A 21,652-nucleotide genomic window follows, 5' to 3' on the forward strand; every position below is an offset into this window, starting at 1 on the left:
CAGTGCCATCGTGGTTGAAAAGCACTTTAAAGCAAGTGGCTAAAGCACGGCTTAGATACTAATGACGATCGTGCCGACGCTCCGCGTCGGCATGCAGTTCGTGACGCTCTGCGTCACACAGCGGCTCTGTGATATCGGGTAACTTGAGGCTCGACTCAGGCCACCTTGCCATCCACACCTACCAGAACCGCTGCTGAGTCAAACGTCCCCACCACTTGGTAGCCAGTTGGTCTGCTGAGGTGGCTGCCGCCATGCCCATGCGCTCTTGCAGGCTCTTGCGTTGCACGTAGTGCAGGTGGAACACGTCGGCATCCTTGGCGCGCTCGGCCAGGTATTCATCGCTGGTGTTGAGTTCATCGACCAGCAGCTTGTCGACCGCCGCCATGCCCAGCCATACCTCGCCAGTCGCCACTTCGTCGATGGACAATTGCGGGCGGTAGCTGGCAACGAAGTTCTTGAACAGGTCGTGGGTGATGTCCAGGTCCTGCTGGAATTTCTCGCGGCCCTTCTCGGTGTTTTCGCCAAACACGGTCAGGGTGCGCTTGTATTCACCCGCGGTCAGCACTTCGAAATCGATGTCGTGCTTCTTCAACAGGCGATTGACGTTGGGCAGTTGTGCCACCACACCAATTGACCCGAGGATGGCAAACGGTGCGCTGATGATCTTGTTGCCTATGCACGCCATCATGTAGCCGCCGCTGGCCGCGACCTTGTCGATGCACACGGTCAGCGGGATGCCCGCCTGACGAATGCGTGCCAGTTGCGAGGACGCCAGGCCGTAGCTGTGGACCATGCCGCCGCCGCTTTCCAGGCGCAGGACCACTTCATCCTTGTCGGTGGCCAGGGTCAGCAACGCGGTGATTTCATGACGCATGCTTTCAGTGGCCGATGCCTTGATGTCACCGTCGAAATCCAGCACGTAGACGCGGGCCTTGGGCTCGGCCTGCTTTTTCTCTTTCTTCAGCGTCTTGCCCTGCTCCTTGCGCAGCGTCTTGAGGCGCTCCTTGTCGAGCAATGATTGCTCAAGCCGTTCGCGCAGGCCCTTGTAGAAATCATTGAGCCGGGTGACCTGCAATTGACCGGAAGACTTGCGACGGCCTTTGCCACGCATGGACGCAATGGCAACCAGTACCACAACGATGGCGATCACCAGCGTCACGGTCTTGGCCAGAAAACTTGCGTAATCGACAACGAAATCCACGAATATCCCTCATTAGTGTCAGGCCCTTACCAATCAAGGGCTGTGATGAATGCAGCATACCGACGCCCTGTGCAGTGCACCAGCCAATGACCCGTTACAAACCATTAAAACGATGATTTCAAACGAGCGTATGTTTTTTCATTGACAGTCCCCCGGCATCCCTCATAACCTCGGCGAACCTTCAACGTACCGAGAAGAAACGGACGTGGGCAGCATCTACCTGATACGACATGGCCAGGCCTCATTTGGTGCAGACAATTACGACGTGCTGTCGCCCGTGGGTATTCGTCAGTCTCAGGTATTGGGTGCCTACCTTGCCGAGCAGGGCCTGAGCTTCGATCGCTGCGTGTCCGGTGAACTCATGCGCCAGAAAGACACCGCCCAGCATGTGCTGGGCCAGTACACTGAAGCAGGCCTCGATACGCCTGCCGTGCAGCTGGACAGCGCGTTCGATGAATTCGATGCCGAAGGCGTGATCAAGGCGTTGATACCGGCGATGCTCGAAGACGAACCACAGGCGCTGGATATTCTGCGCGACGTTGCCGCAAACCCTGCAGGGTTCCAGCGCCTGTTCAACCTGATTACCGGGCGCTGGCTGAGTGGCAATCACGACACACCGGGCCTGCAAAGCTGGCAGGCGTTCGTGGCCCGCGTCGAAGCAGGCCTGAAGCGGATTCTCCAGGCTGCCGGCCCGCATGAGCGTATCGCGGTATTCACCTCCGGCGGCACCATTACTGCCCTGCTGCATCTTATTACCGGAATGCCTGCATTGAAGGCACTGGAGCTTCACTGGCACATCGTCAATACGTCGTTGCATCAGCTTAAATTCAAAGGCAACGACGTGACCCTGGCTTCCTTCAACGGTTACACACATTTGCAACTGCTGAAGGCGCCGGAGCTCATCACCTATCGCTGAGCCCGGCCAATCGCGTCCTGTCGGACGCTGGCACTCACTCTAAAAGGATCACCTCATGACCTCAGTAGCAGACGCCGTACAGACAATGAAAGACAAGTTCAACCCAGCTGCTGCTGCCGGTCTGGACCTGGTCTTCGGCTTCAACATCACCGACGAAGACAAACACTACGCGCTGATCGTCAAGGACAGCACCTGCCAACTGGAGGAAGGCGAAAACCCTGACGCCAACGTGACCCTGGTCATGGACAGCCAGACCCTCAAGGGCATCGTCAGCGGCGAGACCGATGGCATGCAGGCGTTCATGGGTGGCAAACTGCGTGCCGAAGGCGACATGATGCTGGCCATGAAGCTCAGCGAACTGTTCCCGGTATAAACCTGCCGCACACGGCAGACTGGACTATCTGAGACCGAAGCCCCGCCGGCTTCGGTTTTTTTATGCACGCACCTTTCTGTAGAACAGCGATCAGAGCTACTGATTGCCCGGCAACACGCTAGCCTATAAAGCGCCCATGCGCTTGATCGCGGATTGAACGATCATTAGATTAGTCAATAGTTTGCGCTGACCATAATAAACACAAGGGATACGTATGGCACTGACTGACCAGTCCACCGAGGTTCGCAGCGGCGAAGAACTGGACGCCTTCCGAATCGACGCGTATTTGAAGGCGCACATGGCGGATCTTCACGGCACGCCGGCGATCAGTCAGTTTCCGGGCGGTGCATCGAACCTGACCTATCTGCTTCAGTACCCTGAGCGGGAACTGGTACTGCGTCGTCCACCCTTCGGACACAAGGCGCGTTCGGCCCATGACATGGGCCGCGAGTACCGTATTCTCAATCAGCTCAAGGAAGCCTTTCCCTACTGTCCCGAGGCTTATCTGCACTGTACGGACGAGTCACTGATCGGCTCGGAGTTCTACGTCATGCAGCGCGTCAAAGGGGTTATCCTGCGCTCCGACCTGCCGCCGGAACTGGCGCTGGATGCCCGACAGACCGAACAGCTGTGCAAAAACTTCATCGACAAACTGGTAGACCTGCATCGCGTCGATTATCAGGCCTGTGGCCTGGGTGACCTCGGCAAGCCGCAAGGCTATGTGCAACGGCAGATTTCCGGCTGGTGCGAGCGCTATGAGAAAGCACTGACCCCGGACGCTCCGGCATGGGAGCAGGTCAAGCGCTGGCTGGTCGCCAAAATGCCTGCCGACTCCCCCACCTCGAGCATCGTGCACAACGACTACCGTTTCGACAATGTGATCCTCGACCCCGCCAACCCGATGCACATCATCGGCGTGCTGGACTGGGAGCTGACCACGCTCGGCGATCCGCTCATGGACCTGGGCAACACCCTCGCCTACTGGATACAGGCCGACGATCCGGCTCCGGTGCAACTGATGCGCCGCCAGCCGAGCAATGCGCCGGGGATGCTGACCCGCCAGGCTTTTGTCGACTATTACGCCGAGCGCGTCGGCGTGCGCATCGACAATTTCGATTTCTACTACACCTACGGCCTGTTCCGTCTGGCCGGTATCGTGCAGCAGATCTATTACCGCTTTTTCCATGGCCAGACCCAGGACAAGCGCTTTGCCCAATTCATTCACATGAACAGGCTGCTGGAGCAGATGAGCCTGGGCGTGATCGAAAAATCCAGCCTCTGACCGCCAGCGCCAAGACAAGGAAATGACATGTCCAGAACCCAGCTCTTCGACCTTGATGGCAAGGTTGCCTTCGTTTCAGGTGCCAGCCGAGGAATCGGTGAAGCCATTGCCCGGCTACTGGCCCAGCACGGCGCGCACGTTATCGTCTCGAGTCGCCGAATCGAGGGTTGCCAGGCGGTAGCGGACGCCATCGTCAGCGAGGGTGGCAAGGCAACAGCCATTGCCTGCCACATCGGTGAGCTGGAACAGATAACCCATGCATTTACGCAGATTCGTCAGCAGTTCGGGCGCTTGGATGTATTGGTCAACAACGCCGCCACCAATCCGCAGTTCTGCAACGTGCTGGATACGGATCCCGGGGCCTTCCAGAAGACCGTCGACGTCAATATTCGCGGTTACTTTTTCATGTCCGTGGAAGCTGGCAAGCTGATGCGCGAAAACGGCGGCGGCAGCATCATCAACGTGGCGTCCATCAACGCGGTATCGCCGGGCGCCTATCAAGGCGTCTATTCGATGACCAAGGCAGCCGTGGTCAACATGACCAAGGTGTTTGCCAAGGAGTGCGCTGAGTTCGGCATCCGTTGCAACGCCCTGCTTCCCGGTTTGACCGACACCAAGTTCGCATCGGCACTGGTCAAGAATGACGCGATCCTCAACATGGCACTGTCGCAGATCCCGCTGAAACGCGTTGCCGCTCCCAGCGAGATGGCCGGCGCGGTGCTTTACCTTGCCAGCGAGGCCTCCAGCTATACCACTGGCGTCGCACTGAACGTCGACGGCGGCTTTTTATCCTGAAGCCCCACCTGGCCTGCAGAAAAAAAGAAAATGAATTAATTTTCCAAAACTAAAATAATTGGAATATATTTTCCGCATAACAACAATCCTTTTTGGAGAATGTCATGCGGGAATCCCTTTCCACATCGCCTGCGCAACTGGGTATCGGACTGATCGGCACCGGCTTCAAGGGCCGCGCTCATGCGCTGGCGTTTGGCAACGCCAACGCTGCGCTTGACCTGCCTGCACGTATACGACTCTCCGCGCTGGCGGACGCCGACAGTGCACGCGCCGAGCGATGCGCAAGCGCCTGGGGCTTCGACCGCAGCCACGCTGACTGGCAGCAATTGATCAATGATCCGCACGTACAGATCGTGGCGATTACTACCCCCAATCACCTGCACTTCCCCATGGCCATGGCCGCCATCGCCGCAGGCAAGGCGGTGTATTGCGAAAAACCGCTGGCCGTGAATCTCACCCAGGCCGATGAAATGCGCCGCAGTGCCAAGGCTGCGGGTGTCGTCACCCAGGTTGGCTACAACTACCAGCACAACCCGATGATCGGACTCGCCAGGGAAATGATCGAAGCCGGCGAACTGGGCGAGATCGTCAGCTTTCAGGGTGAGTTCAGCGAGGATTTCATGGGCGATCCGGCGTCCCCCTGGTCGTGGCGCTGTGAAGCGGCGCACGCGGGCGGTGCGCTGGCAGATCTGGGCAGCCACTTGCTGGCGATGGCGCGTCATTTGCTGGGCGACGTCGAATCAGTCTGCGCCGACTCCAGCACCGTGCACCGTGAACGCCCGGCGAACAGCGGCAGCCAACAGATGCGCGCCATTGCAGTGGACGATCAGACCCACGCGCTACTGCGCTTTGCCAGTGGTGCGCGCGGGACGTTCAGCAGCAGCTGGCTCAAACACGGCTACAAAAACCACCTGAGTTTCGAGATCAGCGGCACCAAGGGCACGCTGGCGTTCGATCAAGAGCGGCTCAACGAGCTGCACCTCTACCGCACAGGCACAGCCGGACGCGATGGTTTTCAGCGACTGCTGGCCGGCCCTGCACAACCGGGTTACGCCGCGTTCTGCCCGGCCCCTGGTCACCAGTTGGGTTACAACGAGCTCAAGGCGCTCGAAGTACAAGCGCTCATCCAGGCCGTATGCGGTCAGCGCAGGCGTGGCCCGGACTTCGAGGAAGCGTGGCAGATCGAGCGCCTGGCGACGGCCATTCGCGTGGCCGCAGCCGAGCAGCGCTGGGTCGCGCTCGCCGACATCTGACTTCCTGCAAGCGTTGCACAAGGGGTAGAATGCGCCACGTTCGGGCAGCCATTCTGCCCCCTTGCCGTCCTCGCCATAAGCCCCTGCCACCATGCCCTTTGAACTCAGCGTCGACCTGACCACCCTCGCCATTCTTGCCGTGGTTGCTTTCATAGCGGGATTCATAGACGCCATCGCCGGTGGCGGCGGACTGCTGACCACCCCGGCGCTGATGACCGCCGGCCTGCCGCCGCATCTGGTGCTGGGCACCAACAAGCTCAGTTCGACCTTTGGTTCAGCGACGGCCAGCTTCACCTTCTACCGTCGCAAACTGTTCGATCCGCGCCAATGGCTGCATGCCGTGGTCGGCACTGCGATCGGTGCCGCGCTAGGCGCTGTGATTGCCCATTACCTGCCAGCCGAATGGCTGAACCAGATGTTGCCGGTGATCGTGTTCGGTTGCGGACTGTATTTGTTGTTTGGCGGCACGCCCAAGGCCCCTCTGGACAGCAACGCACCGATCAAAAGGAAATGGCAGCTTCCCCAGGGAGTGAGCCTGGGTTTCTACGACGGTGTTGCCGGACCGGGTACCGGCGCGTTCTGGACAGTCAGCACCCTGCTGCTCTACCCGGTTGATCTGGTCAAGGCCAGCGGCGTGGCGCGCAGCATGAACTTCGTCAGCAATGCCGTGGCGCTCTCGGTATTCATGTTTTCCGGCCAGGTGGATTACATCATCGGCCTGAGCATGGGCCTTGCGGTGATGCTCGGTGCCTACTTCGGTGCAGGCACCGCGATCAAGGGCGGTGCCAAATTCATCCGCCCGGTGTTCATCACCGTGGTTCTGGGCCTGACCGTGCGCCTAGCCTGGCAACACTGGTTCGGGGGCGCCTGAGCGCTCGGCCAGATACGCCTCGATCAGGTAGCGGGCAATCGACCGATTGGCCGGCAACGGCGGCAGGTCATCGACATGAAACCAGCATGCGTCTTCAATCTCTTCTGCCTGGGGCACGATTTCACCGCTTTCGTATTCGGCATGGAACCCGAGCATCATCGAGTGCGGGAACGGCCAGCACTGGCTGCCGCGGTACTTCAGGTTCTTGATGCGCACCTGCACCTCTTCCATCACCTCGCGATGCACGCAGTCTTCGGCAGATTCACCCGGCTCCACGAACCCGGCCAGTGCGCTGTACATACCGGTGACGAACCGCGGTGAGCGCGCCAGCAGGATTTCATCGCCGCGGGTGACCAGCACAATCATGCTGGGCGAAATACGCGGGTACAGCCGCAGGTTGTCATGCTCGCAGAACATCGCACGTTCGCCGCGAATCTGCACCGTCGCACGACCGCAGGCACCGCAGAAACGGTGTTCCCTGGCCCATGTGCTGACTTGCGCGGCGTAGCCGAGCATCTGGAAAACAGCGAAGTCGCCTTCCAGCATGAATTGACGCAAGCCTTGCCAGGCGCAGCCCTCGACGGCAACCGAGCGTTCGAGCACCAGAAGGTAGACAGGCTCACCCTCGAAATAGCCTATGCCGTGCTCGCTCTGCACCGGCAGGTCCAGCCCGTTCAGCCAGCCTCTGGGGAACATCACCCCATTGGCATCCAGCAAAAAACCCTGATCACCCTGAACCACAGCCAAACCGCCAGGGGCCTCGACATCCAGAACTGCAGTTGTCCAACGCTCCGGGCGCGACATTAGAAACTCCTTCGCTCAGAATCGAGCCTTGTCATGTATCAATTATCGAAGACCGGCTTCTGCTTGCTCATCTGCGCAGCCATCGCCAGCTTCAGGTCAGGTGATTGCAGCATGGCTGCGTTCCAGATGGCAACGTGTTCGAGGCCGTCTTCCACTCTGTGATCGCGCATGTAGCTGATCATTTGCTTGGTGCCTTCGATGGCGATGGGCGATTTGCCGGCTATTTCCCGAGCCACCGCCAGAACACCCTGCAAAAGACCTTCAGTGTCCTCGAAGGTGCGATTGACCAACCCGATCCGTTGCGCCTCTTCAGCGCCGACGCTACGCCCGGTGTAGGCCAGTTCGCGCAGCACACCATCACCGATGATCCTCGGCAGGCGTTGCAGCGTGCCGACATCGGCGGCCATGCCCATGTCGATCTCGCGAATGGCGAACTGCGCGTCAGCCGCCGCATATCGCATGTCACACGCAGAAATCAGGTCGATGGCACCGCCCAGGCAGTAGCCTTGAATGGCGGCGAGAACCGGTTTGCGGCAATTGTCCACGGCCGTGAACGAGGCTTGCATGTCGCGGATCTTGCGCCGCAACAGACGTGCATTGCGCCCTGCGTCCTTACCCAACTGGCTGGCGACCGAAGCCAGCAATGCCAGGTCGATGCCGGACGAAAAGTGCTTGCCTGCACCGCTGAGCACCACAACGCGCACCTCGTCGGTACGCTCTATCCAGTCGAAGATGTCGATTATCTCCGTCCAGAACGACTCGTTCATCGCGTTGAGTTTTTCAGGCCGGTTGATTTGTACGTGAGCAACGCTGTCGCCCAGCTCGACCCGGAAACTTTGATAATCGGTCACGACGTGATCCCTCAAGCAGGTGGGTGTTCAGGCGCAGGACTATAACAACTGCAACAGACACATCGTAACCGGACTGAAGTGACATTTGCAGGACCCGAAAACTACCCGCCCGGCTATATTGGATATGGACGTTCCCCTCAAATAGGGGGAACGGTCGCAGTACCTGACGGTCCAGTAATGAGGCATTAACAAAACCTGTACGGTTATCAGAGGGCGATACTTGAATACGTCAAAAGCGGCAACCGGCATTGAAGGCCTGGATGACATCCTTGCAGGAGGTCTTTCACGCAGTCATGTGTTTCTCCTTGAGGGAGAACCCGGAACCGGCAAGACAACCGTGGCGCTGCATTTTCTGCAGGCCGGGGCGGCAGCGGGCGAAATCTCGTTGTATATCACTTTGTCCGAGACTGAAAGCGAGTTGCGCTCGGGTGCAGCCTCGCACGGATGGCAGCTCGACGAACATATCAATATCTTTGAACTGACACCGCCTGAAAGCCTGCTCGATGCGGATCATCATCAAAGCCTGCTCTACTCCTCTGACCTGGAGCTGGGTGAGGCGACGCGGCAGATATTCGAGGTGGTCGAGCGTGTCAAACCTACTCGCGTCGTCATCGACAGCCTCTCGGAAATCCGTCTTCTGGCGCAGAGTTCGTTGCGCTACAGGCGCCAGATTCTGGCCATCAAGCATTACTTCACCCGCTACAACGCGACAGTGCTGCTGCTCGATGACCTGACCACCGAGGCACTCGACAAGACCGTGCACAGCGTTGCCCACGGGGTGATTCGCCTTGAGGCACTGACACCTACTTACGGTGCCGAGCGCAGGCGTCTCAAAATCGTCAAGTACCGCGGCCAGAAGTATCGCGGTGGTTTTCACGACTTCACCATTGCCGAGAATGGCATACACGTCTTTCCTCGCCTGGTAGCCGCCGAACACCGTTCCAACTACTCGCGCACTCAATTGAGCAGCGGAATCCAGGAGCTGGATAACCTGCTCGGAGGCGGCATCGAAGGTGGCTCCAGCACCCTGATTCTTGGCCCGGCCGGGACCGGGAAATCGCTCATCTCGCTGGTTTTCGCCGTGCAGGCGGTCGCACGCGGCGAGCGCGTCGGTCTGTTCATATTCGATGAGGAAATGGGCCTGCTGTTCGAGCGCATGCTCAAGCTGGGGATCGACCTGCGTGCACTGCAGGAAACCGGCAATCTGGTGGTCGAGCAGATCGACGCCGCAGAGCTGTCCCCTGGCGAGTTCGCACACCGTGTGCGGCGTGCAGTCGATAAAAAGCAGATAAAGACCGTTGTCATCGACAGTATCAACGGTTACCAGGCTGCAATGCCTGAAGAAAGCGCGCTGGTTCTGCACATGCACGAGCTGCTGCTCTACCTCAATCGCCAGGGCGCCTCGACCTTCATGACCGTTGCGCAGCACGGACTGGTCGGCGATATGCGCTCGCCAGTAGACATCACCTACCTTGCCGACAGTGTGATTCTGTTGCGTTACTTTGAAGCATTGGGTCAGGTACGCCGTGCGATATCGGTCATCAAGAAACGCACCGGCACTCACGAGTCCACAATCCGTGAGTACCGCATCAGTTCCAGCGGATTGAAAATAGGCGAACCGCTGGAGGCCTTTCAGGGTGTACTGCGCGGTGTGCCGTCGTACATGGGCGACAAGAAACCGCTGCTTGAGGATGACGACCTGTGAGTACCCCAGGTCTGTTATCAGAGCGCGCGATCATTCTCGCCCCACGCGGGCGGGATAGTCAGATCGCCATGCGTATTCTCGACGAAGCAGGTTACCCCGCTACGATCGCCTGTGGCGTGCCCGAACTGGTCAGAGAGCTGGGGGCCGGTGCCGGTCTGGCGATCATCGCCGACGAGGCACTGCGCAACACTGATATGACCCCATTGCTGGAGCTGCTTGGCCGTCAGCCGCCCTGGTCGGACTTGCCTATCGTCTTGCTGACCCACGGACCTGATCACAACCCCTCTGCGCGCATGGGTAATCTATTGGGCAACGTGACCTTTCTCGAACGCCCTTTCCATCCGGTGACGTTGGTGAGTCTTGTGATGACAGCGGTGCGCGGCCGTAGACGCCAGTATGAAGCTCGCGCGCGCATGGAGGATCTGCACGAAAGTGAAGGCCGCCTGCAGAATGCCCTGAAGGCCGGCAGGCTGGGCTCATGGGTTCTGGAAGCCGAATATCTCAAACTGACCTGTTCGGACATCACCAAAAGTCACTACGGCCGCGACGAGCAGAACACCTTCGGTTACGACGACTGGCTGGCCGCCGTTTATTTCGAAGACCAGCCCCGAATGCAATCGGCGTTGCAGCGCAGCCTGGACACCGGTGTCGATCTGATCATCGAATACCGGAATATCTGGCCGGACGGCTCACTCAACTGGGTGGATGTGCGCGCCCGTGCCACGCGCGGCAAGAACGGCCTGGTCGGCTCACTGGCGGGCGTGACATCCGACATCACCGAGCGCAAGCAGGCCGAGTCGCAATTGCGCCGCCTCAATGAAACGCTCGAGCAACAGGTTGAAGAGCGAACCTCGCAGCTACGTCACAAAGAGGAAATTCTGCGCCAGTCACAGAAAATGGAGGCAGTCGGCCAGTTGACCGGCGGGATTGCCCATGACTTCAACAACATGCTGACAGGGATCATCGGCAGCCTCGAGTTGATAAGACGCCGGCTGGCGCGCGGGCGTGTCGAGGACCTGAACGGCCTGATCGATCTGGGGGTCACCTCGGCAAACCGCGCCGCCGCCCTGACCCATCGTCTGCTGGCCTTCTCACGGCGTCAGTCGCTGGACTCCAAGCCGGTCGAAATGAATCATCTGGTCAACGCCATGGATGAACTGCTACAACGCAGCGTTAACGAGAGCATTCATTTGCAGTTGCGCCTGGCACACGATCTGTGGACCGCAGAGGCCGACCCCAATCAGTTGGAGAGTGCCCTGCTCAATCTGGTACTCAACGCCCGCGATGCCATGCCTGACGGCGGCACGCTGGTGGTCGAGACGTTCAACCAGCAACTGGACAGATCCTTCACCAATGCCCATGAGAACCTGCTGCCGGGTGACTATGTCGTACTGAGCGTCAGCGACAATGGCTGTGGCATGCCAGAAACCGTCATCAGTCGAGCGTTCGACCCGTTCTTCACCACCAAACCCATCGGCCAGGGCACGGGGCTGGGTCTTTCGATGATCTACGGCTTCAGCAAGCAATCGCATGGCCACGTCCTGATCAAGAGCGAAGTCGGCGTCGGCACTACCGTACAACTGTTTCTGCCGCGCTTTCAGGGGCTGGCGGATGAGGCCGAGCAAAGCTTCCAGAGCAATGCCGTTTACGCCGAGAACGGCGAGACGGTACTGATCGTTGAGGACGACCCTGCCGTGCGCGCGCTGGTCAGTGAAGTGCTTGGCGAGCTGGGCTACACCTTTATCGAGACTGGCGAGGCAGCGGACGCAGTACCTATACTGGAATCCGGACGGCGTATCGATCTATTGATCAGCGATGTAGGCCTGCCAGGCATGAACGGCAGGCAACTGGCGGAAATCGCGAGGCAACTGCGGCCGGAACTCAAGGTGTTGTTCATCACCGGTTATGCAGAACATGCGGCGGTGCGCGGGGGCTTTCTGGACACAGGAATGCAATTGATCACCAAACCCTTTGCGTTCGATCACCTGACGTCAAAAGTACGGGAAATGATAGAAGCCTGAGCAAGACTCAGGCTTCAGGCAGCGCAGATTTATCAGATTGCCCGCTCACTCGTCGGGCAGGCAGGCCGCTCAAGCCAGTAGTTTCTGGATCTGGGTGTGCAGGGTGTCCATGGTGAAGGGCTTGGCGAGAATAGGCGCCTTCAGCGCGATGGGGCTGCCCGAATCGAGTATCTCTGCCGGGTAGCCGCTGATGAAAATCACCTTCAACTCGGGCCGCAGCATGATCGCAGGCTCGGCAATCTGTACGCCCGAGACGCCGCCCGGCAGCCGATAATCGGTGATCATCAGGTCGAGATGGGGTTTGGTCGCCAGAATCTCGAAAGCCTGCTCGCCGTTCTCGGCTTTCAGGACACGATAACCCTCACCCGACAGATAATCGGCCAGAAGCATCAGGATCAGGGGCTCGTCTTCGACGATTAGTACGACGTTTTCTGCATCAGCGCTCATTGAACTGCCTTTGATCTTATAAATAGCTGCCATTACGACCACGGCACGCGTGGGAGGTTGCGCCAACGTGTGATTAAACTTTATCGCCGGAGGCGGCGACCTTACAGAGGCAGACAGATACGAAACACCGAACCCTTGCCCTCTTCACTCTCCACTTCGATGCGACCGCCGTGAGCCATGACGATCTGATCGGAAATGAACAGCCCAAGACCCAGCCCGGCAACAGCGTGATTAGTCGACACCCGCTCGAACTGCTGAAAGATGCGCTTCTGGTTTTCGGCCGTAATGCCAATACCTTGATCCCTCACTTCAATGAAGGCCTCGCTGTCCTTGCTGTACACATGCACTTCTATCGGCTTTCGCGCGCCGTAGCGCAGCGCGTTGGTCAACAGGTTGGCAACCACCTGCTCAATGCGGAACTCATCCCAGACGCCTATTACCGGCTGCTCGGCGAACCGGGTGATCGTAGAATTGGCGGCGGCGATCTGCGCGGCAAAACTTTCCAGCAGTTGAGTGACCAGCTCGCTCAGGTCGAACGGACTCGGCCTGATCGACAGCTTGCCGGTACGAATCCTCGATACATCAAGCATGTCTTCGATCAGGCGGATAAGGCTCTGAATCTGCCGCTCATCGCGATCGACCATGGCGCGTAGCTTTTCCATGGTAAACGCCGCTGCGTTGTCCTTGGCCAGGTGCAGCTTGCGCAGCTGGGTCTCCAGAATCAGGCCGTTGAGCGGCGTGCGTACCTCGTGAGAGACGATGGACATGAAGTCATCACGCATACGAATCGCATGCTCCAGCTCGCTCTGGGTCGACTGCAGACGCTTGAGCAAGGCCTCCTGCTCCTGGCGACTGCGCTCAAGTTCCTCGACCTGTATCTTCATGGCCTTGCGCTGCCGGTAAAGATCGACGAACACATTGACCTTGCTCTTCACCGCGTGAATATCCAGCGGCTTGTGCAGGAAGTCCACGGCACCGCTTTCATAACCCTTGAAGGCGTAATTCAGCTCTCGCCCGGCGGCACTGACGAAGACGATTGGAATGCTTTTGGTCTTTTCCGTGCTGCGCATCATCTCGGCCAGTTCGAAGCCGTTCATCCCGGGCATCTGCACGTCGAGGATGGCCATGGCGAATTCGTGCTGCAGCAGCAGTGACAGCGCCTCATCGGCAGACAGCGCCTTGTAGACGATTCGATCACCGCGCTTGATCAACGCTTCGAGCGCCAGCAGGTTTTCCGGCAAATCATCGACGATAAGCAGTTTTGCCTGAATTTCACTTAACATGCGGTTCGTTCCAGCTCGACCAGCAAGCGGCCAATATCGTTCAGGGAAAGGAGGTAATCGGGCGAGTGCAGCGCCAGGCCAGCTTCAGGCATGGTAGAAGCCTGGGCCTGCGAGGGGTCCTGAATCACCGTGAAACCACCGTACGTCTTGATCTGCAGCAACCCGTTCGCACCGTCATTATTGGCACCGGTCAACAGCACCCCGGCCAGTCGCGACCCATAGGCATCAGCAGCCGAACCGAACAGAATGTCGATACTGGGCCTTGAATAAAACACTTTGTCCTCCTGACTCAACGACAGGGAAAAGTCGGACTCCACCGAGACGTGATAGCCCGCTGGCGCAACATACAAAGTGCCGGGCACTATGCTCTCCTTGTCGTCGGCTTCCTTGACCGGAATCGCCAGACGGTTCTGAAACACATTGGCCAACTGGCTATGCCGGTCATCAGGCAAATGCAGAACCATCAGGATAGGCAACGCAAAACCCTTGCGCAGGCCGCTGAATATTTTCAGCAAGGCTTCCACGCCGCCGGCCGATGCGCCCACCACAATGGCATCGACCACGGGCAACGAGTGACTCAAGGCGTCATCGCCAAACGTGGTTTTCATGATTTCCGGTAAATCCGCTCGGGTTTCACCAGCGCCTCGAAAGCGCCCCCGTACGCTGAGAATTCCAGCGTCTCCTTGCTGCCCAACGCCAGAAAACCACGATGACACAGCGAGTCATGAAACAGCCCGAACGCTCGATCCTGAAGCTTTTTGTTGAAATAAATCAGTACGTTACGACACGAAATAAACTGCGTTTCGGAGAATACACTATCTGTGGCCAGACTGTGATCGGCAAACGTGACGTTCTCGCACAGCGTCTTGTCGAAGATCGCGTAGTCATAGGCGGACGTGTAGTACTCGGCAAAATCGCGCTGCCCTCCCGCCTTTCGATAGTTCTCGGCGTAGGCCCGCACACTGTCCATGGAAAAGATGCCCTGCTTGGCCTTCTCCAGCGAGCTGGGATTGATATCGGTCGCGTAAATGATGGTTCGCTCCAGCAGCCCCTCTTCACGCAACAGAATAGCCGTGGAATAGACCTCCTCGCCCGTGCTGCAGCCGGCAATCCATACCTTGAGTGACGGGTAGGTACGCAGCACCGGTACGACCTCATTACGGATTGCCAGGAAGTGCGAGGGATCACGGAACATCTCACTGACCGGGATAGTGAGAATCTGCAGCAATTGCATGAACGCCGCAGGGTCGTGGATCACACGTTCCTGCAGCGCGGAGATGGTTGCACAATCGAACTGGCGCAACGCATGGATCACGCGGCGCTTGACCGAAGCGCCGGAGTAGTCACGAAAGTCGTAGCTGTACTGAAGGTAAATCGCCTCGATCAGCAGGCGCAACTCGATGTCCATGCTTCGATCAAGCTGCATGGTGCCGCCCGGGCTTGCCATTGCAGACGCCCCTCCACTGAAGCCTCATTCAGATACGCTCCATCTTCGGCAGCCAGACGCGAATCAGCGAAAACAGACGATCCAGATCAATGGGCTTGGCCAGGTAATCGTTGGAACCCGCCTGCAGACAACGCTCCTGATCATCCTTCATGGCCTTGGCCGTGACGGCGATGATCGGCAGCTTGCGCCAGCGCGGGTCCTTGCGGATCTCGATGGTCGCTTCAAAACCATCCATTTCAGGCATCATCACGTCCATCAGGACCAGATCGATGTCTTCCACCTCATTGAGCCTGGCAATCGCCTCCAGACCATTGCGGGCGATTTCCACGACCGCACCCTTATGTTCAAGGGCGCTGGTCAGCGCAAAGATATTGCGCACATCGTCGTCGACCACGAGGATCTTGCGCGCCTCGAAGACCTTGTCACGGCTACGTGCGGTCTTGAGCATCTTTTGCCGTTCGTTGGACAGTTGCGACTCGACCTTGTGCAGGAACAGCGTGACCTCATCGAGCAGCCTTTCAGGCGAGCGCGCACCCTTGATAATGATCGAGCGCGAATACTTCATCAGCTCGGCTTCTTCATCGCGGGTCATGTTGCGGCCGGTATAGACAATCACCGGCGGGAAGGCGCAGATGTCCTCCATCGACATGCGCTTGAGCAATTCATTGCCGAGCATGTCCGGAAGCTTGAGATCAATGATCATGCAGTCATAGACATGATCGCGCAGCAGGTCCAGCGCCTCCTGGGCAAAGCCTACCGCAGTGATTTCAATATCGTCATCACCGATCAGGCGCGCGATGCTGTCACGCTGCAACGCATCGTCTTCGACCAAAAGGATACGTTTGACCTTTTGCGTCAGCTTGGCTTCCAGCTTGGCGAACACGTCCTTGAGCTCTTCACGCGTGGTCGGCTTGACCGCGTAGCCAATCGCGCCCATGTGCAAGGCGGCTTCCTGGCGATCCTCGACCGAGATCACGTGTACGGGAATGTGCCGGGTGGGCGCCAGTTCCTTGAGACGCTGCAGCACGGTCAGGCCCGAATGATCCGGCAGGCGCATGTCCAGCAGAATGGCATCGGGCGTGTAGCGGGACGCCAGGTTGAAGCCATCGTCAGCAGCATGCGCGACCAGACAGTCGTAGCCCAGCTCGTGGGCCAGGTCGTAGAGAATCTGGGCGAATCGCACTTCGTCTTCGATCACCAGGATGCAACGACGCTCGAAGGGCGCCTTGTCCCGGTCGTCGGCAAATACCGGCACCGGCGTATCCATCGGCACGGGTGCCGGTACCGGCTGCGGGATGACCGGAAGCGCAGCCACAGACAGCGGCAGCGCAGCAGGCGCTGGTGAGATGAGCAGATCGCTGTCCGGCTCGCGGCCGTCCTGTTCGACGTATTGCTCCGGCAGCACGAGGCTGAAAATACTGCCCTGCCCCGGTGCGCTAGTCACACTGATCGATCCGCCCAGCAATGCCGCCAGATCACGCGAAATCGACAGCCCCAATCCGGTACCGCCATAACGCCGGTTGGTGGTGCCGTCTGCCTGACGGAACGCTTCAAAAATGCCCTGCTGGTGCTCCTCGGCGATGCCGATGCCCGAATCACGCACGATGAACGCGATACCCGCGCCCGGATGACGCGAAACCACCATGCTGACCGAGCCTGCTTCAGTGAACTTGATCGCGTTGGACAGCAGGTTCTTGAGGATCTGCTCAAGACGCTGGCGATCCGTGAACAGCATAGTAGGCGCACCGGCCTGGATGTCGACGGTAAACGCGAGCTTCTTTTCGGCGGCCAGCGGCTGGAAGAGCGTCCGCAGACCTTCGACCAGTCGGGGTACGCTGCTGTTTTCCGGGCGCACTTCCAGCTTGCCGGCCTCGACCTTGGAAATATCCAGAATGTCGTTGATCAGATTCAGCAGGTCATTGCCCGCCGAATAGATCGACTCGGCAAACTTGACCTGTTCGGCGGTCAGGTTCTCGCCCGGGTTCTCCGCCAGCAGTTTGGCGAGGATCAGTGAGCTGTTGAGCGGCGTGCGCAGCTCGTGGGACATATTGGCGAGGAACTCGGACTTGTACTTGCTGGCGCGCTGCAGTTCGTCTGCCCGCGCCTGCAACTCGGCCTGAGCAATATTCAGTTCTTCATTGTTGCGATCCAGCGCATCGCGCTGCTCGGCCAGTGCCTGACTCTGGTCGGCGAGTTGCTCGTTGGTCTGCTCCAGCTCAGCCTGCTGGGTCTCCAGATGGACCTGGGACTCCTTGAGGATGCGCGATTGCTCCTCCAGCTCTTCGTTGGCCGTACGCAGTTCTTCCTGCTGCACCTGCAGTTCTTCGTTGAGCTGCTGGGTCTCGGCCAGCACCTCCTGCAGACGCTGGCGATAACGAGCGGCTTCGATGGACGTACCGATATTGTCCGCCACCAGCTCAAGAAACTCGATATCGCGCTCGGTCAGGGTGCGCAGAAAGCCCAGTTCGATCACGCCGTTGACCTGATCGTCATTGCTGGTCGGCACCACCACCACGCTGCGCGGCGAGCCGTCGCCCAGGCCGGAGGCGACCTTGAAGTAGTTATCCGGCAGTTCATCCAGCGTAATGATGCGGTCCTGCTGGGCTGCCTGCCCCACAATGCCTTCGTCACTGTGAATGGTCTGATCCTGCTGCTCCTGTTCGCGGGAGAAACCATACGAGGCAACTCGCGTGAGGCCGCCGTGGTCCTGGCGGATGTAGACAGCGGCCACCGACGCGCCCAGGTGTTGGGTCAGAAACTGGAGGATATTCCGGCCCAGCATGTTCAGCGTCAATTGCCCCAGGACCTGCTCGGCCAGCTCGCTCTGACCATTGCGCAGCCAGGCCACCTTCTGCAGGCGCTCGGCATTGACTTCCTGCAGTCTGAGGTTTTCGCTGTAAGTGTTCGACAGCGACATCAGATCCCGGCGACCGATATAGGCCAGAATTGCGCTGACAATCACCACGAATATCAGATAAAGGGTGACGGAAAGAATGGTACTGCGCGTGACTTCCGCATTGCGGGTCAGGCGCAGTTGCTGCTCCATTTCCACGGCCTGATCGTATTCGGTGCGGATCTGATCGGTAATTCGCTTGCCACGTCCGGCCAGCACCGGCGTCTGATAATCGGCGTTGGTGCGCCGCAACGTAATCATCTCCTGGGCGAACGCATTCCACTCCTGTTGCAACGTGGCCAGACGCCTGAACCGATCCAGTTGCGTGGGGTTGTCTTCTACCAGTTCCTCCAGCCCCTGCAACTCGGCGAGCAACAGCGGCTTGGCGACTTCATAGGGATCGAGAAAATGCTGATCACCGGTGAGCAGGAAACCGCGCATGCCGGTTTCCATGTCTATCGACAGTTTCATTGAGCGGTTGGTGTTGTTGATCACCCGGTCAGTGTGCTCGACCCACTGTATTGCAGTGAGCAGATAACTGATCAGCAGAATGAAGAAAACTGCGCTCAATACACCGACGCCCAGTGGCAAGCCAACGTTACGCCCCAGCAATTTTCGAAAGCGTTGTTCATCGACAACAGACGTCCGATTCATGAAATATCCCTGACGAGTGGATCAAAACCGTAGAGTTTGCCGTAAACCTACGAAAAACACTCTTATTTCTGACATAGAGGATTGAAATTTCACACATAAATGCGCGATAAGCTCACGCCTGTATTCATTAATGACGCCAACCCGTGAGCCGCCCTGTCGATTTACGGTATTTGTGCCTCGATTGAACTTCCACCCGGTTTTTATTTACTGATACAGGGACTGTATCAACCGCGGACAGGCCCTCGCTCGGTTACCCTGAGTTGACGGGAAAGGATGCGTAAAATTCCACACTGTCTGCACCATCGCCATTATTCAGGTTTAAGGAGTCAACCATGCCCGACACAGCCCGCACCATTCTCGTGGTCGAAGACGACGCCATTGTGCGCATGCTGATTGTCGACGTGCTCGAGGAGCTGGAATACAAGGTACTGGAAGCCGAGGACGCTACGTCGGCACTGACCTTTGTTGCAGACGATTCCAATCACATCGACTTGTTGATGACTGACCAGGGGCTGCCTGACATGAAGGGCACCGCACTGGCCAAAAAGGTCATCGAACTTCGGCCGCAATTGCCGGTGCTGTTCGCCAGCGGTTACTCCGAAAATATCGACGTGCCGCCAGGCATGCACTCGATCGGCAAGCCGTTCTCCATCGACCAGTTGCGTGACAAGGTAAAAAGCATTCTCGGGAACAGCCTTGACTGACATCGACGCAGTCTTCAACCGTACCGACAAGCCTGTCAGCACCCGCCTATTGATCATCGGCTACGTGTGGCCAGAACCGCGCTCCTCGGCCGCGAGCGGGCACATGATGCAATTGATTCAATGCTTTCTGGAGCAGGATTGGCAGATCACCTTTGCCAGCCCTGCCACTGAAGGCGAGCACCGCGCCGATCTGCTCGGCCTGGGCATCCACGAAGTGCACATTGCGCTCAACGACAGCAGTTTTGACGTGTTTGTCAGCGAATTGCAGCCTGACGTGGTGCTCTTCGATCAGTTCATGATCGAAGAGCAGTTCGGCTGGCGTGTCGAGCAGCAGTGTCCTGACGCGCTGCGAATTCTGGAGACTTCGGATTTCCAGAGCCTGCGCCACGCCCGCCATCAGTTGTTGAAGGACGCGCTGAACAGCGATTGCCCCGAGGCTGCGCCGGGCTGTGTGGACATTTCAGCGCCGCAGCTTTTCCGGCAGATAGCGTCCAGTGATCTGGCGCAGCGCGAAATCGCTTCGTTGTATCGCTGCGACCTCAACCTGATGACGTCCGATGTCGAAATTGCGCTGCTGAGCGGCCCTTTCGGCCTGCCCGAGACGCTGCTGCACTGGTGTCCGCTGATGATCGACGGCGCGCCCGACAGCTTCCGGCCTTTTGCACAGCGTGCACACTTCCTCAGTATCGGCAACTTCCGTCATGCGCCCAACTGGGATGCGGTGCTGTGGATGAAAACCACTATCTGGCCGCTGATCCGTCAACAACTGCCCGAAGCCCAGCTGCACATCTACGGTGCCTATACGCCACCCAAGGCCGCGGCGCTGCACAACGCCGCTCAGGGCTTTCATGTGAAGCACTGGGCCGAGGATGCGCTGGAGGTCATGTCCAATGCGCGAGTGTGCCTCGCGCCATTGCGTTTCGGGGCTGGCATCAAAGGCAAGCTGATGGACGCGATGCTCTGCGGAACGCCATCAGTCACCACCCCGGTGGGTGCGGAAGCCATGAGCGGCGGGCTGCCGTGGCCCGGCATCATTGCCGATAAGCCAGCCGACATCGCTGACGCTGCGGTCAGGCTGTATCAGGAGCAGAACCTCTGGCTTGAAGCGCAACATGCGGGTCAGGCGTTACTGCAAGCGCGCTTCCAGCATCGGCAACACTGTGCGACCCTGATCGAGCGCATCGAGACCCTTCGCAACGGACTCGCGGAGCATCGCTTGGCGAACTTCACCGGCGCCATGCTGCGGCATCACCACCACAAGAGCACCAAATACATGGCGCAGTGGATCGAAGCGAAGAATCGCAACAAGGATGAAAAACCGGCTTAGGCCGGTTTGCGCAGCAAATAGGTATCCATGATCCACCCCTTGCGCTCGCGTGCCTCGCTGCGCAGCCGCCTGATTTGCTCGCAGACCTCATCGAGCCGGCCAGACACCAGTATCTCGTCCGGCGTGCCCAGATACGCGCCCCAATAGATGTCCAGCCCCTGCCCCACATAACGCTCGAATGTGCAGTGCGCGTCGAGCATCACCACGACGTTGCCGAGGTGCTCCAGCGGAGCTTGCGCCATGCGTCGGCCGGTGGTGATAAGAATCGACTCGCCGATGCGATTGAGCGGGATCCGGTGCCGCGCGACCAGGCTCTGGACGCTGGTGATACCGGGAATCACCTGATACTCGAATACCTCGTTGCGCCGCGCCAGGACCTGATCAAGGATGCGCATTGTGCTGTCGTAGAGCGACGGGTCGCCCCAGACCAGAAACGCGCCGACCTGATCCACACCAAGCTCATCGGTCAACAACCGCTCGAAGAGTATTGCGCGCTGTTCGTGCCACCCCTCGATGCCGCGCTCGTAGGCCTGCGGATCATCTTCACGTCGAGGATCCTGAACTTGCACCAGACGGTAGCGTTCATGAGTGATATAGCGCTGACAGAGCTCTTTGCGCAGCCTCAGCAACTGATCGTCGACGTACCCCTTGTCGAGGATAAAGATCACCTCTGCACGGTTCAGTGCCGCGACAGCCTGCAGGGTGATCTGCTCGGGATCACCGGCCCCCATACCGATCAGCAGGATCTGTTTCATCGGGCAACGCCTCCACTGTGCAGGAGCCTGATCGTAGGTGATTTTTGCCAACGACCGGGCATTGAACTGA

General features: G+C 58.7%; 19 protein-coding genes. 10 read left to right on the plus strand and 9 right to left on the minus strand.

Annotated elements, in window-relative coordinates; translation table 11 throughout:
• Nucleotides 1–178 precede the first annotated feature (178 nt).
• Nucleotides 179–1,201: a protease SohB gene (gene sohB / locus PCPL58_RS16175; protein ID WP_065349908.1), complete on the minus strand. Its 1,023-nt coding sequence runs from the start codon at nt 1,199–1,201 to the stop codon at nt 179–181.
• A 205-nt stretch (nt 1,202–1,406) separates the two neighbouring features.
• On the opposite strand from sohB, the gene PCPL58_RS16180 reads away from it, so the two are divergent.
• From PCPL58_RS16180 to PCPL58_RS16205, 6 genes are all read left to right on the plus strand, one after another.
• Nucleotides 1,407–2,117, plus strand: coding sequence for a histidine phosphatase family protein (locus PCPL58_RS16180; protein WP_003369383.1), 711 nt, complete (start codon nt 1,407–1,409; stop codon nt 2,115–2,117).
• Nucleotides 2,118–2,172: 55 nt separating this feature from the next.
• Nucleotides 2,173–2,490 carry an SCP2 sterol-binding domain-containing protein gene (locus PCPL58_RS16185; protein WP_003369381.1) on the plus strand — a complete coding sequence of 106 codons (318 nt, stop codon included), beginning with the start codon at nt 2,173–2,175 and terminating at the stop codon, nt 2,488–2,490.
• 214 nt (nt 2,491–2,704) lie between these two features.
• Entirely contained in the window at nt 2,705–3,772 is a 1,068-nt protein-coding gene (locus tag PCPL58_RS16190; protein ID WP_065349909.1) for a phosphotransferase family protein, read from the plus strand.
• A 27-nt stretch (nt 3,773–3,799) separates the two neighbouring features.
• On the plus strand, nt 3,800–4,567 hold the full coding sequence (locus PCPL58_RS16195) for an SDR family oxidoreductase (protein ID WP_065349910.1): 768 nt from the start codon (nt 3,800–3,802) through the stop codon (nt 4,565–4,567).
• A gap of 104 nt (nt 4,568–4,671) precedes the next feature.
• On the plus strand, nt 4,672–5,820 hold the full coding sequence (locus tag PCPL58_RS16200) for a Gfo/Idh/MocA family protein (RefSeq protein ID WP_065349911.1): 1,149 nt from the start codon (nt 4,672–4,674) through the stop codon (nt 5,818–5,820).
• A 91-nt stretch (nt 5,821–5,911) separates the two neighbouring features.
• Nucleotides 5,912–6,691, plus strand: a complete 780-nt coding sequence (locus PCPL58_RS16205; RefSeq protein WP_003434141.1) for a TSUP family transporter — start codon at nt 5,912–5,914, stop codon at nt 6,689–6,691.
• Here PCPL58_RS16205 and nudC read toward each other — a convergent pair.
• Together nudC and PCPL58_RS16215 are read right to left on the minus strand one after the other, a co-directional pair.
• Complete coding sequence (gene nudC / locus PCPL58_RS16210; protein ID WP_065349912.1) at nt 6,659–7,495, minus strand: NAD(+) diphosphatase; 837 nt, start codon at nt 7,493–7,495, stop codon at nt 6,659–6,661. The two genes, PCPL58_RS16205 and nudC, sit on opposite strands and share 33 nt — an antisense overlap.
• Before the next feature lie 38 nt (nt 7,496–7,533).
• On the minus strand, nt 7,534–8,346 hold the full coding sequence (locus PCPL58_RS16215; RefSeq protein WP_003369367.1) for a crotonase/enoyl-CoA hydratase family protein: 813 nt from the start codon (nt 8,344–8,346) through the stop codon (nt 7,534–7,536).
• 220 nt (nt 8,347–8,566) lie between these two features.
• Here PCPL58_RS16215 and PCPL58_RS16220 point away from each other — a divergent pair, with 220 nt between their 5' ends.
• Nucleotides 8,567–10,051, plus strand: a complete 1,485-nt coding sequence (locus tag PCPL58_RS16220) for an ATPase domain-containing protein (RefSeq protein ID WP_032609592.1) — start codon at nt 8,567–8,569, stop codon at nt 10,049–10,051.
• Nucleotides 10,048–12,072, plus strand: coding sequence for a response regulator (locus PCPL58_RS16225; RefSeq protein ID WP_065349913.1), 2,025 nt, complete (start codon nt 10,048–10,050; stop codon nt 12,070–12,072). Before PCPL58_RS16220 ends, PCPL58_RS16225 begins: the two co-directional genes overlap by 4 nt.
• A 69-nt stretch (nt 12,073–12,141) precedes the next feature.
• Here the strand turns inward: PCPL58_RS16225 and PCPL58_RS16230 are convergent, their stop codons facing one another.
• The 5 genes from PCPL58_RS16230 to PCPL58_RS16250 all read right to left on the minus strand — a co-directional run bounded on the left by PCPL58_RS16230 (nt 12,142) and on the right by PCPL58_RS16250 (nt 18,796).
• Nucleotides 12,142–12,519 carry a response regulator gene (locus PCPL58_RS16230; protein ID WP_003318062.1) on the minus strand — a complete coding sequence of 126 codons (378 nt, stop codon included), beginning with the start codon at nt 12,517–12,519 and terminating at the stop codon, nt 12,142–12,144.
• A 101-nt stretch (nt 12,520–12,620) separates the two neighbouring features.
• On the minus strand, nt 12,621–13,802 hold the full coding sequence (locus tag PCPL58_RS16235) for a hybrid sensor histidine kinase/response regulator (protein ID WP_003434146.1): 1,182 nt from the start codon (nt 13,800–13,802) through the stop codon (nt 12,621–12,623).
• The gene (locus PCPL58_RS16240) at nt 13,796–14,410 is read right to left on the minus strand and encodes a chemotaxis protein CheB (RefSeq protein WP_003369357.1); all 615 of its coding nucleotides are present in this window, start codon (nt 14,408–14,410) and stop codon (nt 13,796–13,798) included. The genes PCPL58_RS16235 and PCPL58_RS16240 overlap by 7 nt, the downstream gene beginning before the upstream one ends.
• On the minus strand, nt 14,407–15,228 hold the full coding sequence (locus PCPL58_RS16245; RefSeq protein WP_003369355.1) for a CheR family methyltransferase: 822 nt from the start codon (nt 15,226–15,228) through the stop codon (nt 14,407–14,409). Before PCPL58_RS16245 ends, PCPL58_RS16240 begins: the two co-directional genes overlap by 4 nt.
• Before the next feature lie 49 nt (nt 15,229–15,277).
• The gene (locus tag PCPL58_RS16250) at nt 15,278–18,796 is read right to left on the minus strand and encodes a response regulator (protein WP_065349914.1); all 3,519 of its coding nucleotides are present in this window, start codon (nt 18,794–18,796) and stop codon (nt 15,278–15,280) included.
• 332 nt (nt 18,797–19,128) lie between these two features.
• Here PCPL58_RS16250 and PCPL58_RS16255 point away from each other — a divergent pair, with 332 nt between their 5' ends.
• Nucleotides 19,129–19,500 (plus strand): response regulator, encoded by a 372-nt coding sequence (locus PCPL58_RS16255; RefSeq protein WP_003369350.1) that lies wholly within the window; start codon nt 19,129–19,131, stop codon nt 19,498–19,500.
• Nucleotides 19,493–20,827, plus strand: coding sequence for a glycosyltransferase (locus tag PCPL58_RS16260; RefSeq protein WP_065349915.1), 1,335 nt, complete (start codon nt 19,493–19,495; stop codon nt 20,825–20,827). The genes PCPL58_RS16255 and PCPL58_RS16260 overlap by 8 nt, the downstream gene beginning before the upstream one ends.
• On the opposite strand, the gene cobF is transcribed toward PCPL58_RS16260, so the two are convergent.
• On the minus strand, nt 20,824–21,582 hold the full coding sequence (gene cobF / locus PCPL58_RS16265; protein WP_065351067.1) for a precorrin-6A synthase (deacetylating): 759 nt from the start codon (nt 21,580–21,582) through the stop codon (nt 20,824–20,826). The genes PCPL58_RS16260 and cobF overlap by 4 nt on opposite strands.
• Nucleotides 21,583–21,652: the final 70 nt, after the last annotated feature.

The organism is Pseudomonas cerasi, from assembly GCF_900074915.1.
GTDB classification, from domain to species: domain Bacteria; phylum Pseudomonadota; class Gammaproteobacteria; order Pseudomonadales; family Pseudomonadaceae; genus Aquipseudomonas; species Aquipseudomonas cerasi.

Coding starts and splice junctions, on each gene's coding strand:
- PCPL58_RS16200 (WP_065349911.1), top strand. CDS start 4,672: ATGCGGGAATCCCTTTCCACATCGCCTGCGCAACTGGGTATCGGACTG.
- PCPL58_RS16240 (WP_003369357.1), bottom strand. CDS start 14,410: ATGAAAACCACGTTTGGCGATGACGCCTTGAGTCACTCGTTGCCCGTG.
- cobF (WP_065351067.1), bottom strand. CDS start 21,582: ATGAAACAGATCCTGCTGATCGGTATGGGGGCCGGTGATCCCGAGCAG.
- PCPL58_RS16245 (WP_003369355.1), bottom strand. CDS start 15,228: ATGCAGCTTGATCGAAGCATGGACATCGAGTTGCGCCTGCTGATCGAG.
- PCPL58_RS16235 (WP_003434146.1), bottom strand. CDS start 13,802: ATGTTAAGTGAAATTCAGGCAAAACTGCTTATCGTCGATGATTTGCCG.
- PCPL58_RS16250 (WP_065349914.1), bottom strand. CDS start 18,796: ATGAATCGGACGTCTGTTGTCGATGAACAACGCTTTCGAAAATTGCTG.
- nudC (WP_065349912.1), bottom strand. CDS start 7,495: ATGTCGCGCCCGGAGCGTTGGACAACTGCAGTTCTGGATGTCGAGGCC.
- PCPL58_RS16230 (WP_003318062.1), bottom strand. CDS start 12,519: ATGAGCGCTGATGCAGAAAACGTCGTACTAATCGTCGAAGACGAGCCC.
- PCPL58_RS16185 (WP_003369381.1), top strand. CDS start 2,173: ATGACCTCAGTAGCAGACGCCGTACAGACAATGAAAGACAAGTTCAAC.
- PCPL58_RS16195 (WP_065349910.1), top strand. CDS start 3,800: ATGTCCAGAACCCAGCTCTTCGACCTTGATGGCAAGGTTGCCTTCGTT.
- PCPL58_RS16190 (WP_065349909.1), top strand. CDS start 2,705: ATGGCACTGACTGACCAGTCCACCGAGGTTCGCAGCGGCGAAGAACTG.
- PCPL58_RS16255 (WP_003369350.1), top strand. CDS start 19,129: ATGCCCGACACAGCCCGCACCATTCTCGTGGTCGAAGACGACGCCATT.
- PCPL58_RS16205 (WP_003434141.1), top strand. CDS start 5,912: ATGCCCTTTGAACTCAGCGTCGACCTGACCACCCTCGCCATTCTTGCC.